This window comes from Kluyvera genomosp. 3 (genome assembly GCF_011765685.1).
Taxonomy (GTDB): Bacteria; Pseudomonadota; Gammaproteobacteria; order Enterobacterales; family Enterobacteriaceae; genus Kluyvera; species Kluyvera georgiana_A.
In genome coordinates this window covers 1,425,364-1,440,555 of record NZ_CP050321.1, presented here as the reverse complement: position 1 = coordinate 1,440,555, position 15,192 = coordinate 1,425,364, and the positions used below count along the sequence as shown (strand labels likewise).

The 15,192-nt window shown below is 47.8% G+C and carries 11 protein-coding genes and 1 pseudogene; 4 read left to right on the top strand and 8 right to left on the bottom strand.

The features are described from left to right. Window positions 1-9: 9 nt before the first annotated feature. From tssB to GY169_RS06765, 3 genes are all read right to left on the bottom strand, one after another. Window positions 10-507 (bottom strand): type VI secretion system contractile sheath small subunit, encoded by a 498-nt coding sequence (gene tssB / locus GY169_RS06775; protein WP_163449220.1) that lies wholly within the window; start codon window positions 505-507, stop codon window positions 10-12. 830 nt (window positions 508-1,337) lie between these two features. Continuing rightward, entirely contained in the window at window positions 1,338-1,571 is a 234-nt protein-coding gene (locus GY169_RS06770; RefSeq protein WP_167575302.1) for a YgdI/YgdR family lipoprotein, read from the bottom strand. A 253-nt stretch (window positions 1,572-1,824) separates the two neighbouring features. Continuing rightward, on the bottom strand, window positions 1,825-3,204 hold the full coding sequence (locus GY169_RS06765; protein ID WP_167575301.1) for a diguanylate cyclase: 1,380 nt from the start codon (window positions 3,202-3,204) through the stop codon (window positions 1,825-1,827). Between the two features lie 129 nt (window positions 3,205-3,333). On the opposite strand from GY169_RS06765, the pseudogene GY169_RS06760 reads away from it, so the two are divergent. Further along, window positions 3,334-3,696, top strand: a pseudogene (locus GY169_RS06760) (IS3 family transposase); the annotation flags it as partial. 52 nt (window positions 3,697-3,748) lie between these two features. On the opposite strand, the gene GY169_RS06755 reads toward GY169_RS06760, so the two are convergent. Then, complete coding sequence (locus GY169_RS06755) at window positions 3,749-8,647, bottom strand: inverse autotransporter beta domain-containing protein (protein ID WP_167575300.1); 4,899 nt, start codon at window positions 8,645-8,647, stop codon at window positions 3,749-3,751. Window positions 8,648-8,701: 54 nt separating this feature from the next. Continuing rightward, window positions 8,702-9,223, bottom strand: a complete 522-nt coding sequence (locus tag GY169_RS06750; RefSeq protein ID WP_167575299.1) for a helix-turn-helix transcriptional regulator — start codon at window positions 9,221-9,223, stop codon at window positions 8,702-8,704. A gap of 181 nt (window positions 9,224-9,404) precedes the next feature. Here GY169_RS06750 and GY169_RS06745 point away from each other — a divergent pair, with 181 nt between their 5' ends. From GY169_RS06745 to GY169_RS06735, 3 genes are read left to right on the top strand one after another with little or no spacing between them, the layout of a single operon-like run. Further along, window positions 9,405-9,614, top strand: coding sequence for a hypothetical protein (locus GY169_RS06745; protein ID WP_167575298.1), 210 nt, complete (start codon window positions 9,405-9,407; stop codon window positions 9,612-9,614). 57 nt (window positions 9,615-9,671) lie between these two features. Then, entirely contained in the window at window positions 9,672-10,496 is an 825-nt protein-coding gene (locus GY169_RS06740) for a transcriptional regulator (RefSeq protein WP_167575297.1), read from the top strand. Further along, entirely contained in the window at window positions 10,480-10,965 is a 486-nt protein-coding gene (locus tag GY169_RS06735; RefSeq protein ID WP_167575296.1) for a hypothetical protein, read from the top strand. Before GY169_RS06740 ends, GY169_RS06735 begins: the two co-directional genes overlap by 17 nt. Window positions 10,966-11,224: 259 nt before the next feature. On the opposite strand, the gene GY169_RS06730 is transcribed toward GY169_RS06735, so the two are convergent. From GY169_RS06730 to GY169_RS06720, 3 genes are all read right to left on the bottom strand, one after another. Then, window positions 11,225-11,557, bottom strand: coding sequence for a hypothetical protein (locus GY169_RS06730; protein ID WP_167575295.1), 333 nt, complete (start codon window positions 11,555-11,557; stop codon window positions 11,225-11,227). 42 nt (window positions 11,558-11,599) lie between these two features. Beyond that, window positions 11,600-14,098 (bottom strand): autotransporter outer membrane beta-barrel domain-containing protein, encoded by a 2,499-nt coding sequence (locus GY169_RS06725; RefSeq protein ID WP_317983353.1) that lies wholly within the window; start codon window positions 14,096-14,098, stop codon window positions 11,600-11,602. A 255-nt stretch (window positions 14,099-14,353) separates the two neighbouring features. Then, the gene (locus GY169_RS06720; protein ID WP_114267054.1) at window positions 14,354-14,983 is read right to left on the bottom strand and encodes a LuxR C-terminal-related transcriptional regulator; all 630 of its coding nucleotides are present in this window, start codon (window positions 14,981-14,983) and stop codon (window positions 14,354-14,356) included. Window positions 14,984-15,192: the final 209 nt, after the last annotated feature.

Below are 15,192 nucleotides of genomic sequence, written 5' to 3'. Positions count from 1 at the left end.
GGGTGACGGTTAGGGTTGTTTAGGGGCCAGGGCTGACAGCTCGGCGCGAAGCTCTGCGCTTAACGCCGGGTCCAGTAGGATTTTTTCCAGCTCTTTTCGGAAAGCCTGGTTATCTAGTAAGTTGGCTTTTAAATCGCGCAGCAAATTACGCATCGAGAGCATGGCCTTCAGTTGCGGTATTTGGCGGGACACCTGTTCTGGCGTGAAATCTTTCATGCTCTGGAATGCAAGGCTGATATTTTCTTCACTGCCATCATCTGCCAGCGTATTTTTAACGGTAAGATTTATTTTTGGGGAATATTCGGAAAGGACTGCATCAAAGTTGTTTTTATTAATATTAACCTTAACCCGTTCAGACAACGATGCATCCTCCTGACCGTTGCTGAAATCCCCCGCCACCAGCAGTTTTAGAGGTAATTCCGTCTTTTTCGTTGCGCCACCAGTATGCAGATCCAGCTTTAAGTTAATACGTGCCTTAGGCACCTCGCTTTGGAAACTATCGCTCATCTAACCAACCCTCGTTGTTATACTCAATCGCCATAACGCGTGTAATACTTTTGCATGAAACAGCAGGATAATATTCGAGTCAAGATCAACTTTACAGATCTTAGATCTGTCAAATGCTGAATTTTAGGAATTTTCCTCCGAATTCTTCGTTCACACCTCAGAAAAAGCAGAGTTTTTCATTAATATTTACCTTGTTACCAGTGAGATATCCCAGGTAATAAAAAAGGTCTGGTTTATTTAGGCAATAAAAGAAGATAATTGATTTAAATCAATATAAAAATAAAACAACACCGAGAGCAGTATAAATAGGTGAATTAACATTTCAAGCAAGAAAAATTCCTAATTTGGACAGTTCCAAAATAAGAATTTTCACGTTAGAGAGTGCTCTTTTGAATAACGCAATCAATTTCCTGATCGAGTCTGATTGATGATTATGTTAAGCTAACTATCGGCAGGGGGTTACTCGGCTCCAGATTAGGATCGCAGAGATAATTTTTTCAATATCGGCAGATATCAGCAACGAGGTGAACAAAGGCGCATTTATGCCCGAGCCAGTCCTCACAACACACTGTCCTTGTCTACACATATCGAAATAGGTGAGGATAAGCCTCCTGAAGCGTCGTTGTTTTTAAAGCGAAAGAATAATAGTTGGCCACTGAAAATCAAAACGTTCATCTCAAACATATTATTCTTGATGGTATCCGATTGATTTATTTTGGTCATACGCTGCGTTAACGCAATAAAAATGCATGAATACTGAGCGGCGATAGCGCCCGTCCTCATGCATTCTATCGCCACACAGCTCTTCAACCCATCATCGTCATGTGTTATCACCACCCCAGCGTCGTATTGCCCTTCGTGGTTTGTACAATTTCGCTGGTCGCTATCACACGCTGATAACCGAAGGTATCCGCGTATGTGGTCATGCCGGTGGTAGCATCTGCGACCGGTTTTCCCTGCGTGTCGATAGTTTTTCCCGTTCGCGTGGTCATGGTGTAAGCCGTCGTACAGCCAGAAAGAAGGCCCGTCAGCAGGATGAGCGTGAGGCAAGCGCGTTTACGCATAGTGAATCCCTGTTCAAATCATAAAACGCGAACGCTACGTGATTTCTGGCAAACAGGATGGATGATTGATGCGCTATCGTGTCGCAATGCCGATTGACGAAATCTCGCCATCGTCGTGCTTTGGAGAAACCCACCGGATGTGAACGGCGAGGCGGCCGAGACTTTCTTAATAATGACTGGAATGCAGAATACCGGCAGCAGGTGAAGAGAGAATGCCAGCGGCACGTGATTGATTAAATAAACAGTGCAAAAATCAACCAGGCTTCCACATCTGAACGCGGTTGCGCCCCTGTTTTTTTGCGATATACAACGCCTCGTCCGCCAGCTGAATTAATCGTTCATAATCCGGATGGCCGCTAAACATCGCCGCGCCAATAGATAGCGATAACAAAATGTCCTCACCGTCAGGCGCCTTCACTTTGGTTTTCTCTACGCGACTGCGGATGCGTTCGGCGGTACGCAACGTATCGTGGGCAGTGGATTCCGTCAACACGATAATAAATTCATCGCCACCATAGCGGAAAACGTAATCGCTGCTGCGTACGTTGTCATAAAATACCTGCGACACACGACGCAGAATTTCATCACCAGTATTGTGCCCCCACGTATCGTTAATGTGTTTGAACCTGTCGACATCAATCACCAGGATCGATAACGGGGTCCCCACGCGGTTGGCATGGGCGATTTCTCGCTTAAAGATAGTCGGCAGAAAACGGCGATTGAGCAGTCTTGTCAGCACATCCATCCCCACTTCGTGGCGGGATACCTCCTCAAACAACTCGCGTAGCAGCGTCGTAATCTGCGAAACGGTACTTCTGAGTTGCAGCAAAAACTTGTTGCGATGTGTCTTCGCGTTGAGTGGTTTAGTGGTATCGTTAATAGCGGAAAGGATACCGTCAAAATCCTGTAGCAGGCGCGAAATATGCCCGACTTCGGCAATGCCGCTGAAATAGTGCCGACCTTTGTGATTAAACCACAGACCAAAATCAGACTGGCTCAGCGGCAGGGTATTACCGATATCGGCATCCAGTACGACCTTGTAAATAATCTCCAGCTCCCACGACAACAACGAAGAGATTTGTCGTTCTTTTTCCTCTTCGGCGTTTTCCAGCAACGAGAAAATCCGATAATTTTCATCCTCTTTAGCCATACTGCTTTCGCTAAAGGAAAAGGCACGCGACATAACCTCCATCGCCAAATCAATACTATTGATAGCAAAGTGATAAATTTGTAATTTATCTGCCGACGGTTGCGGGCCATAAATAATGACGGGATAGAGTAATTTTTTTAATACCCGGAATCCCATTTCAACCAACTCGACAGGGATACCGATGCGAGCGTGAACTTCCGCCACGGTATGCTGAGCAGCCATCAGTCCCTCAACGTCCTCTACATTGCAGGAGAGGATATCAATAAGCCATTTCTCTAGTGCGGTCTTAAGTTGTTTCTCAACCTGCTCATTGCTGAGAAACTCTTCAGCATGGGGATCGGCAAGGACCACGCGATAAAACTCCACGCTCAACGCCTGTGCATGGGCAACGGCAATATCGGCAGCCTGTTGTCTGATGTGAGGTTCCGTTTGGTCGAGCAGCGTCAGCCACTCCTTTTTCATTCTTTGCAGATACATCTCCATAGCCCACATCCCCGCAAGATAGATAAACGAGTGGTTAACTAACTATGGTTTCACTTGTTGTAAGACACAAGAAAGGGCGCTAACTCACCATAAAAAAACCGCGGTCTTTGGGCTGCCCACCAAAAATGGGAAGTGGGCAAGGCAGCACCCAATACCCTGAGCCGGAACTTCAGAGCATCGAAGGCCAACGAAAAATGTGTCACGGGTATTACAGAGCTCTCGGTGCAGGGTAAAAATCTGTCCTTATCGCCAGTTCTCGATCTGTTTAACCGGGAGATTATCTCCTACAGCCTGTCGGAGAGGCCGATGATGGAGAACTTCTTCGGCACACTGAAATCTGCGTGTTTTGGCCTGAATAGGTTCAGCGAACTGAATGACCTGAGGAAGGCAATAGAGCACTATATCCATCACGATAACAACGAGCGGATCGGTCTGAAGTTAAAAGGCCTGAGCCCGGTAGAATACCGAACCCAAGCCCTGATAGCCGTTTAAAATGAACTGTCCAATTTTATGTGGTCAGTCCAAATTATCCTGGCTGATTCTATCATCTTACACACATAGCCTTGTAAGAAGCCCCACTCGGATCTGATTCAAATATTGTATTGGTATAGAGATCGGTTACACGACGTAGCTTTGAATTTGATATTCCAGCATCAGCAAGCCAGGCCAAGCCACCTACATCATAAACAGCAAGATTTCCGCCCCATTCATTTTTCAGTGCCCCCACAAATCTACTGCCGGAAGCGCTGGAAATATATACCTGGCTAGCTTCTGGTTGGACATAGCCATTATTGATACACAAGTTACGAGCATTATCCCAGGTTCGCTCATTTCCTACAGGAAACCAAAACCACTTTTTCGTCTGGAAAACATAGGTAATAGCGCCAATAGAGTCATGTCCATTCTTTCTCTTTCCTTTTATTTCTACGATTGAAGTACCGGCATCATCGATGAATGTTACTATCCCATCAGTAACAGTTACCCATGGCTGATTCGCTGTCCATTCATATGCTGATGCATCAACATCATCGCTAAGCGTTAACGTAAAAGAGGCGTTTTTAAAGCCGGTTTGCGGCACACCTGCTGTTGGCGAGAACTCATAACCGTTTATAGCAACTGATTTTAATGAAACAGACTTAATAGTGTACATGGAAGCGATGTGCGTTTCCCAATCCGCTAATTTAAGTCTGGCAAATCCCGAAGCCGTTCCCGATGCTGTATATACAGAAGTATAAGTCCCGTTGTTGTTATCATGCCACGCACCTGATTTCTCGATCGTATTTGCCATTGTAAGAACGATTTCATCTGCATAACCGGTAACAGCGTTTCCTGCTGCATCTTTTAGCGAAACGGTAATATTAATATCATCCCCAACGATAAAAGAAGATGCCATCTCAAGTGATGAATTTTCCCTGACAGGCTCACCTGCGCTAATGGCATAGAATGCTGAACGAATCGTTTCACTCCAGTGAGGCATCTTTAATGAGGCACGTTTCAGGGAACCTGTCGTCACGGCCTGATAAATAATGCTATAAACCCCATCTCCATGCTCCTTCCAGCCATCCGTTGATTTCAGTACTGCATTAGGAACCGAAATTGTGCTTGTAGACAGTTGATTTACTAGCGAGTCAACACGATTACCATACGAATCCTCAAGGGTCACAGTGACTGTAATATCCTCACCCGATCTGTAGGTCCCAGCGTTTGTTTCTATTGTAGATCGCTCAACTGAAACCTCTCCCGTTGAAATAACATAAGCGTTGGAGGTTACCGTCCCACCGTTCCATGTAAAAGACGCCTGATAGTTGCCTGAATTAATAGCCATTAATGGGGAAATAATTGCACCGCTACTGTCTACATACATCATGCCATCAATAGCTGTTCCCGGGACAGAGTACTCCCAGCCATCGGGGAGTTCACCCTTAATCAGATTACCCTGAGCATCCTTCATCGTGAGTTTGAGCAGCACCTTTTCACCTGCTACGTAACTCTGCTTATCGGTAATGAGCGTGGTATATACGTCATGTATAGTGCCCGCAACAAACTCGACCATTTTTTCGGTTTTATTTCCAGATGGTAAGGCTGCCGTTACCGTGAACGCTCCCGATTCTTTACTGGTCACCTCTGCGGTAGCCACCCCATCACTACCGGTGATACCCGTCAGCGCGGTAATTACGGTTTTGCTACTGTCGCCGCTTACGCCGAACGTCACGCTGGCACCGGAAACCAGGTTGCCTTCAGCATCTGTTACGGTTGCCTGCACGGTATTCTTGTCGGAACCATCCGCAACCGCACCGGACGTCACCACAAGATCGCTATCAGTAATCCGTGCGGTGGATGAGTCAGCCACAAACTCAGTCACCTTGGTCGTTTCCTTGCCTGCGACGGCTGCCGTAACCGTGAACGACCCCGCTTCTTTACTGGTCACCTCTGCGGTAGCCACCCCGTCGCTTCCCGTAATCCCCTTCAGCGTGGTGATTATCGTTTTGCTGCCATCGCCGCTTACGCCGAACGTCACGCTGGCACCGGAAACCAGGTTGCCTTCCGCATCCGTTACGATTGCCTGTACAGTATTTTTGTCGATACCGTCAGCCAGCGCGCCGGTTCCTACAGTAAGATTATCTGCAATGATTTGGGCCGTAGAAATGTCAGCGATAAAGGTCGTGTCCATATTCCGGCTAACGTTTCCTACCGTCGCGGTAATTTTGAATTGACCGGCAAGCGTGCTGGTCATCGTGGCAGAGGCCACGCCGTTGGTATCCGTTGTCGACGCGCTTTCCGCAAACTTAACGGCAGCGTTATCGGCGACAAAAGACACGCTCACACCGGGAACAAGGTTACCCTGTGCATCAGTCACAATAACCTGAACGCTGTTTGTCAGTTTGCCGTCCGCTTTCGCGCCGCTGGTGACGTGCATATTGCTGTCAGTGATGGTCGCGGTAGCGTCATCACTGACAAATTCGGTTGTCGCATTCGCAGATTTACCCGACTCGCGAACCACGGCGGTTACGGTGAATTGCCCTGCTTTCAGGCTGGTGACGGCTGCGCTCGCCAGACCGTTATTGTCGGTTTGCACCACTGACGGTGTCACAACGGCATTGCCCGCCGTGCCTGACGCGCTGATTTCAAGCGTAACATCCTTCGCCACGTTGCCGTTGCTGTCGGTCACTTTTACCGTCAGCGCATTGCTGTCAGTACCGTCTGCTTTTGCTCCGGTATCCACCGTCAGGTCGCCTGCGGCGATATGGGTTGCAGACTTATCAACGTGGAAATGGACAGTGGCTACTTTAAACGCGCGCGCCATCGAGCCAGAACGTACCGTGACGGTGGTTTCCCCTGCCCGCTCGTTGGTGACCCTCAGCGTGGTCCGGCCGTTCACATCCGTCGAGGAAGAGATATCGACCACACCATCATTATCCACATCGGCCTCTACGGTGAAGTTGGCCAGCGGATTACCGTGAACATCATGTACGACAGCCTCGATCTCGTTGGCATCAACGCCGTTCGCATGGGCATCGTTCTTCGTCACCGTAAGGGACGCGACGCTCGCGCTTTCAGTATCCGCAGTAAAGGTAACCGGCACCGTTTTGATTTTTCCGTTGTCCATCTTCACGGTCACGGTGCCTTTCTTCGCCACTTTACTGCGCAGCATCACGGCAGCCTGACCGCGCGCATCTGTGACCACGGCCAGCTGTTTGTTATGTGACTGAGTATCGGTAAACAGCGTGGCGGCAGATGCGTTTTGTGCATCATTGAGACCCTCTACGCTGAATGTCAGCGCCTGGCCCGGCACCACGGCTCCGGACGCGTCTGTTATGCTCGCGGTCAGGGTGGCAAACTGGACGTTATCCGCGATAACGGCTTCGTCCGGAGTCACAGACAGGGTCTCGATGTCGCTCTGCGCTGGCAGCACGCGAATAAGTGTTGTGGCGGTATTTGAGCGTCGCCCGTTGTTATCAATACTGACCGCCGTCAGGGTGTATTCCTGCTTCGCCGCATCAGGGGCGCTATAATTCCACGCCGGTACGCGAACTTCCAGCTCGATGGCAGACCGTTTATGTAGCGAGCCGCCCTGCTCCAGAAACGCCTGAGAAGGCGTCCATTCGGTGTCTTGCACACCGTATTTAGATTTCTGAACAGTTACCGGAATCACGATCGTTCTGGACGCTTCCGCTTCCATCACCTCCGGCAGGTCAATACGCAGAGCATCCTGCTTGCGGTACTCCAGAACAATATTGTTATTACGGTCGACCAGGTCATAACGGCTTCCGGTCAGGCTGCGCATTGAGGCAACCATTCCCGGATCAACCTGGTGATGCCACGGAACGCCCAGCCGGTAATTCAGCCCCAGCCCAAGACGGGTATCATTTTGCCCCGACCGCCCTTGACGCTGCTCCGCACTCAGAGTTAACAGCGGCACCGGCGTGTATTCCAGCCCGACCGTCATCGCATGCGGGTTGCTCTGACGATTATCTTTCCCAAACAGCGCAACCTCCTTCCCGTAATATTGCTCCCAGGTGAGTTTCCCACCTAGCTGCGGCACAGCAGGTAGCCAACCCTGGGTACGAATATCCCAGCCGTTAGCAGGGCGCTCTTCGTGATCCCGGACGTCGGGAGAATTTTTCCAGCCCGTCAGGCCAAAGTACCCGTTCGCACTGAGCTTCAGGAAATCTCGCCAGTATTCAGCACCGATACCCGCCCGCGCATGATCGCGAGACAGGTCGTAATCGCCAAACAGGTTGGCACCCAGCATGTAGCCAGAAGTGAAATGACGAATACCGACTCCCAGGTTAGTCTGGCTGCGATCGTCCGTACGATGTAGGCTGCCCTGGGTGAATGTCACCGTGTTGTCCCGGTCGTATACCGGCACCAGGAGATCGAGCTGTGAATTTTTGAGCGTGAAGTTTTTGTCTGCTTCCAGCTGAACGCGCGCACTCCCGAAGTTATTGAGGAATTCCTGGATTTCACTGCCGGCAGCACTGGTTGCCATCCCTCTGGCCATGGAAGCTGCGGCGTCAGAGTGTGGATTACTGGCAAGGAAGTTCCCTGCCTTAGAGGCGACGCCCGCGATGTTTTTCGCCTGCTCATTGTCGGTAGACATTGCAGACGCACTCTCGCCCCAGACGATCTCCAGTAACGGTGACATTGGTACATCCAGCTCATCGCCAGCCTGAAGGTTGTCAAAGCCGCGGGCAAAAGTCCTCAACTGATTGAGCTTTTTCAGCGCCGCCATGCTCATGTTAAACTTTGCAGCCACGGACTCAGCCGTTTCGCCGGGCTGAAGTGTATAGACCTCCGTGTTAAGTTGCTCGCCCGCAGCCGGATTTAAGAAGCGCTTATTGCTTCCCGCTCCCGCCATAGCCGGAGTAAAGGCAACAGTAACTGGAAAAAGAAACTGGATGAGGATATTAATCCATACAAAATGACGAAAGAATCTTCGCATAAATCATTAACCTTGTTTGTACTTAAACGAATTGACTATTTATCGGATATGCTTTTATGTAGTGATTTCAGAAAAAATAAACTTTCGCACCTGCCCGATATCACGCAAATTCAACTTGATAGCAATCTTCCGCACACGAGAATAAATAGTTTTATGGTTTGCGTTCATGGCTCGCGCTATGCTGGACACATCTTTATAATTCACGAGTGCATATACTATCTGCTTTTCTCTATAGGTCAGCACACTGAGTTCTCTGAGCCCATTAATATACATCCCCACAAATACATAGCAGGGCGCGATTCCTGTCAGAATCACTTTTCGAATATGTGCCAGTGAGTCAAGAACATGAAAGGCTGTTATGGAAACGAGCATGTTTGATAAAACACTATTTCCTTTTAGAAAATAGACCTTCTGATTTACACTTAACTTCCTCTTTTTCATATTGTTCAATAATTCATTGAGCGAACCGTATGAATCTATATCCACAACGCAGACATCTTTACAGTCGCATTCTTTAAAAATTTGGCGAAATGCACAGGTGATAAATGCATTTTTACTCAAAATGATATTTTCCATTATCAGATAATTATGGCTATATAGTTAAATTCGATTGCAAAAATCTCTCATACTGGCTAGTTTCGATAAAAATACTTCTGAAAAATGAACACGCTCCACTCTTTCAGAAGAGAGAGTTGTCTGTTAGTTCCTTATCCCCCAGCAGATAAAATATCGTTATCAGTCAGGGAAAATGAGTGGCATGATGAAATTATTGTGTGTGTTAATAGTATGGCTCCTTTTTCCTGAGCCAAATAGTAACCATGCGCTCGCCACCATGGCAATATGTATTGACAGAAGCATAATTTACAGAGTAAAAAGCCAAAAAAAATCAAAATTACAAGCGAAAACTCCAAATGGTGATGATGAGGTGTTTTGTGATATCATTGAAGAGAATCAACCAGGTATGTAAGAACCGGAAGTCTGCGTCTTCTGGCTACCTTTCACCATGAGGCACGGAGAGTCGGAAATGGTTTATTTGATTGATATGCGGATTAGATATCGCTCTGATGATGGTGCGATATGGCTCCAGGATGATGAAGGATCGCTAATTATCCTGACGGTGATAATGAACAGACTGCTTTCATATCTTATTGAACAACGAGGCCAGGTAGTGACCCGTGATGAGTTGCTGCAAAACGTCTGGGATATACATGGGCTGCACTCGTCAAATCACACTCTGAATAAGTACCTTTCTGAGCTCAGAAAACATTTTAAAAATTTTGGCATTACGTCTGAGTGTATCGCGACAATTCCCAGAATTGGCTTTATGTTTAACGGCGATATAGAGGTACAGATTATTGCTGACGATCAGCAGGATACCGGGTCCGAAAAAAAACTCGACAGTAATACCGATAATAGTGTCAACGGCGGTACAAAAAAAACCTACGTGTCCTTTATCTCCAGTCGATTATTTATTAGTGCGGCAATCGCATTAGGTGTCATTGCAACGGGGATTCATTTTATACCTGCTGACTTACTGCATCAGGAAAATGTGCAGGCTCAGAAGAAAGATGTGCCAACATTTCTTCTTTTCAACTATGATCAATGTTCGGTTTACACCACGCAAAATAACTCTGCCGCGTTTTCAGAGCGCAAGAAATCACTATTTCTTGAACTTGTTAAAGAGAGTGATATTGCTTGTCTGAAAGATACATCATTCCTGTATCAGGTTTCCGAGGCGTATCTTTACGGTCGCGAAGGCAGAGCGTTCATCAGCAGGTGTACGCTGAAAGATAATGAATATATTTCATGCCTGAATTTTTACTGGAGCGGATATGAAAGTAAAACCTGAAAAAAAATGGATTGCGATAGTAACTTCAGGACTGATAATCATATCGGCAGGGTTATTGTGGCATAAAAGTGCGCAGAAACCAGGTATGAAAGTAAATTGCTCAACCATCCTTCATTATGACCATGCAAAACCAGACTATATTTCCACTCTGGAGTTAACGTTCAGGCTGGACAGTGATTTTGAAGGGCTGGTCGTTCTCTCAGGCAGCATCGATACAGCAACCGGCAGGCAGACTGTCTCACGTAACATCATGTTTGATTATGATATTAAGGTTCCCGGTGAAATAATCGTGAGAAACATGAGTTATATAAAAACATCAAGGGACAATGCTGATGATGAGATTATCAAACAGAGTTTCTTCTTTGTTCCTGAAGGAACCGAGCGCCAGTTACGCTTAAGTCCATTAGGCAATGCCTGGCTCTTAGGAAACCCACAGTCCCCCTTTGTGCTGTGTGTTAACCAAAAATGATAAGCAGATTACTTTCCTGTCACGCATCAAACGTGTCGTTCATGGCAGTCGCAACCTGTTGTCTGATGTGAGGTTCCGTTTGGTCGAGCAGCGTCAGCCACTCCTTTTTCATTCTTCGCAGATACATCTCCACAGTCCGCATCCTCACAAGATAGAAAAACGAGTGATTAACTAACTATGGTTTAGAGCGCTAACTCGCCATAAAAAAAGCCCCGTGGTCTCTCACGGGGCAAATCTTTCAGGGAAAACAGTTATCCACTTAGCGCAGGCCGAACAACTCTTTATTCCTTTGCTCCAGGTATTCTTCCATGGTCGCCAGCGCATTGATTCGACCAAAAGCCGCTAACAGGTATACGGTAGCCGACTGCTGTAGCGTCGTTTTGTCTGCCATTTCCGTGATGCTGCTGGATAAAAACCAGGTGTTTGCCGCCTGCTGACACAGCGTTTTCACCGATTCCGGAAACTCTCGCGCCTCCAGTTCATGTAACAACCGACGGAATGCCGCATCACCTCGATTCTCCTCTCGTGCGTAAAAGATGATATCCATGATGACGTCCATAATGATGCGCAACTCTTCAGCGTAAATATTCATAGCGTTCTCGATACCACAGCACATCAGCAGTAGTTAAATGCATCAGAATGCGTATTTGATCCCCAGCATACCCTGTGTATCGCTATAGCCTTTATCCCCAATCTGCTGAGCGACATTTCCCCAGATATGCAGATTTTTGCCTATCTGGCCTTCAACGCCGGCTTTCAGCTCGCCGATATTGCGTGTTCCAGCCTGATAGTTCGTGACGCCATTCATGGCGACACCGTAGGACCGGGTGTTATAGATCCAGTTAGCCTCAACAAAAGGCTGGAATTCACGCTCTTTCCCCTCATCCACGGCGCTATGGCCTTTGATAAATGCCTTCATCCCCAACCGCGTTTGCAGATTACCGTCGCCTTTGTCTTCTACTCGCGTACCGTTGGCTTCCGTGTGGGTATCGGCCTTCACCCCCATCCACGTGAGTTGCGCTTTCGGCTGGAGCCAGTAGGTAGAACGCCCGTCGCTACGCTCTCCCATCAGGAAGCTATAGCCACCTTCAACGGAGGCGGTGATACCATCGGAATCGTATTTCTCGCTGGCTAATCCCTGGCCATACACCTTGTTATTGAACCAGTTATACAAGATCCAGCTGTCCAGATAAGTACCGGTTTTGTTCTCATCATTGGCGTACCAGGTTCCATACAACCCGACGCTGTACCCCGTCACCTGACCGCGAGAGTGATAGCGACTGACATCAGAGCGCGTGTTGCTCTGATTGTTACCGTAGCCCGCCATCAGACCCAGATGCCAACGATCCAGACCGTCGGTACTCCATTGCGCCAGATCGCCGCCCAACTGCAAAACGTAGCGATTGCTTTGCGTGCTCAATTGGCCGCTGGAATCTTTAAAACGCGTGTGACCCCCAACATTACGCATCCACAGGCTGGTCGTTTTCACTTCTCCCGTCAGCATGTCTATATACTGCGTATCGCCCAGACGATCGTGCAGCCGGGTCGTAAACATCGTGTTAGCGGCGGCCAGGTTAGCAATATACGAACCACTTTCCGGACGCAGCGTCGGCTGTTCAGGCGCGGGAGGTTCGGGTATCGGTTTTTCAGGATCCGGTTGTTCAGGATCGGGGGGCTCTGGCGTTGCCGGTGCGTTCATCAAGAACCAGTTACTGTATTCAGTCCCTTCACCGCGACGTAATGCGTATTCATAGCTGCCTGCGACAATGCGCCCGGCCTGCACAAAATCGCCATCAGAAGCGCCGTCGACGTGAATGACTTCAATACCATTAATCGTCTTATCGCCACTCCCGCCCGCATTAGCCACGGCAACGCGTGTGGTTCCGGAGGTATCGCCCTGAACGACCAGTTTATCGCTAACCGAACTGTCATCACCGAGCACCGTATTGAGCTTCAGCAGACCGTTATCACCGTGGTAGTTCCCGGCCACGGTCAGGATATTTCCAGCCGACGGGCCTGACCATGCCACTGTGCCATTGTTTAACGTCAGTGATGACAACACTGAATCGCCGGTCATCGTCCAGAGACTACGCGAGCCATCCATTGTCAGCGCGATGGTCCCGGCATCGGCTGCCGAGGTGGGGAGTTGGTTAGAGTTGGTCACACCGGTAAACGCGCTATCCTCTGCCATATGCAGTTGGATCTGCCCGCCCTTATCCGCGACAATATCCCCATTAACGACATAGGTGCCCGCCACATCAGTCGCGGTGTTGAGATCGTAAGATTTCACCCGCGCTTCAGCGCCAGTCGCATATATTGCCGAACCGGTTGCAACATTAATGGTGGCATTTTTGGCCAGGTAAATAGCGGCCAGCTGATCGGCCGTCGTCGAGGAAGCAAACAGTCCATTCGCCGTTGCTCCCGTCGCCGAAATATCCACATTCCCCAGAGAAATGGTACCCGCTGCGCGAGCATAGACCGCATGGGCGTTCTTACCCACCGTTTTAAGCGTACTATCTCCGTTCAGGAAAATTTCCGCCTTCCCCTTCACCGCCGTAGAGTTGGCTTCCGTATCCTGTCCTGCATAAACGGTATAGCCCGCAACAGTAGAGCCTGCGGAGGTGGTTTCAATGGTTGTTGGCCCATTAAGGGTAATGGTTGCCACCGCATTCGCATTGTTTACCGAGGCGTTAGCACGAACGCCCATTCCCGCCGCTTTAATATTGGTTTCATTATTCACCGTCACCCGAGAATAGTTTGCCGACAGTTCTCGTCCCAGGTTGATACCATCGGAACTGTAGGCACTGGTTATCGCATTGTAATTTTCAATGACGATGTTACCGCCGCCGTTTTTGGTATGGATGCCATCAGATAACATCCCAGAAGTGTTAACGGTGAGATCGTTAAACTTGTAATTTTCGCCGTTCATGTAAATAGCCCAGCCTTTCAGCCCGCTGGTTGACGCTATCGCATTAGTCGTGATAACCACTTCATCGTAGTTGGTATAGTCGCTGTTGTTGCCATTAGGATTACCGGATGAGTAGTAATAGAGGGTGTTATTCGCATTTAGCGTGTTGGCATACACGGCACTCATGCTGATATTCGTCGCCAGCAATGCGACAGTGATACACAATGCTAACTTCCTGGGTTTTAAAGGTATCGGCATCATAATAAACTCCTTGTCTTCTTCCTTTTATGTCGCTGTTAGTGCCTGTTTTAATATTTTTTCAAGACGTTATTTTTCTCAATAATAGAAAAACGCGTTAACCATGGCGTCAACGTAGGGTTTTCTGGGGATACTTTTTATTCATTTTGAATATTTATGGTGCAGGCCTCCCTCACCGCAAGGTGATTGCTATAAATATAGAGATAGATTATTTAGTCACATTTACACAGTGTGCGAAAACCGAAATAGCGTATTAATATCTGCGCCCATTTTTTTTTCCGCTCGACGCTTTGCGGCGTACACCGTTCGGATGTCGACATTGAGTTCGCTGGCCAACTGATTGCAGCCTTCGCCGGCGATCAGCCCGCTCAGCACAGAAAATTCCAGCGTCGACAGCACCTCTCCGCGAAAGAAAGCATCGCGTTGATAGATAAAACGTTTCTTTAATTTCTCACAGGCTATGCTTAATTTATCCTGTTGATATATGATGAGAAAAATGTCTTTGGAGTGCTTAAACCAATAATTTGCCAATGGTTTGAGGTATTTATCGCAAACGATAACAATCTTTAATTTTGTTTCACGTAAATAATCAATCCAGCGTTTATCGGTAAAACAACGCAGATAGCTGATAGAAAAATCAACAAAAATACACCCAAGGTACAGATAGTTATAGCTTTGCTTAAGAATCCCTTCCATGATCCCGAGAGAAAAATAGCCACTCGCTTCCGGCCAGGTACAAAAACAATAGTTCTGGCAAAATGAAACCCGCAGCGAAGTATTGGGCTTAACTTCACAGTTAGAAGGGCAACTCATACAGTTGATTCTTCCACAATCATTATTGAGCGACATCATTGTCCCCTCCTTATCCGTGATCGAATAATTTCATTGGGGTTAAATATTGTCAATATGCTTTTCTGAGTGAAAATTTTTATAAATATGAAGGTGAAGAATATTCTCATCCCTCTAAAGGTGGATGAAAAAATAACCATTTGGAACTAAAGGAAAAGAAAAGCGGAAAAAAATCTTCCGGGGGAAGGACCAGGAATTCTGCGAATGTAAAT

Bases quoted from the DNA above. Each gene is read 5' to 3' on its own strand.
- GY169_RS06740 (WP_167575297.1), top strand. From the start codon at position 9,672: ATGGTTTATTTGATTGATATGCGGATTAGATATCGCTCTGATGATGGT.
- GY169_RS06765 (WP_167575301.1), bottom strand. From the start codon at position 3,204: ATGGAGATGTATCTGCAAAGAATGAAAAAGGAGTGGCTGACGCTGCTC.
- GY169_RS06755 (WP_167575300.1), bottom strand. From the start codon at position 8,647: ATGCGAAGATTCTTTCGTCATTTTGTATGGATTAATATCCTCATCCAG.
- GY169_RS06730 (WP_167575295.1), bottom strand. From the start codon at position 11,557: ATGAATATTTACGCTGAAGAGTTGCGCATCATTATGGACGTCATCATG.
- GY169_RS06735 (WP_167575296.1), top strand. From the start codon at position 10,480: ATGAAAGTAAAACCTGAAAAAAAATGGATTGCGATAGTAACTTCAGGA.
- tssB (WP_163449220.1), bottom strand. From the start codon at position 507: ATGAGCGATAGTTTCCAAAGCGAGGTGCCTAAGGCACGTATTAACTTA.
- GY169_RS06770 (WP_167575302.1), bottom strand. From the start codon at position 1,571: ATGCGTAAACGCGCTTGCCTCACGCTCATCCTGCTGACGGGCCTTCTT.
- GY169_RS06720 (WP_114267054.1), bottom strand. From the start codon at position 14,983: ATGATGTCGCTCAATAATGATTGTGGAAGAATCAACTGTATGAGTTGC.
- GY169_RS06745 (WP_167575298.1), top strand. From the start codon at position 9,405: ATGATGAAATTATTGTGTGTGTTAATAGTATGGCTCCTTTTTCCTGAG.
- GY169_RS06750 (WP_167575299.1), bottom strand. From the start codon at position 9,223: ATGGAAAATATCATTTTGAGTAAAAATGCATTTATCACCTGTGCATTT.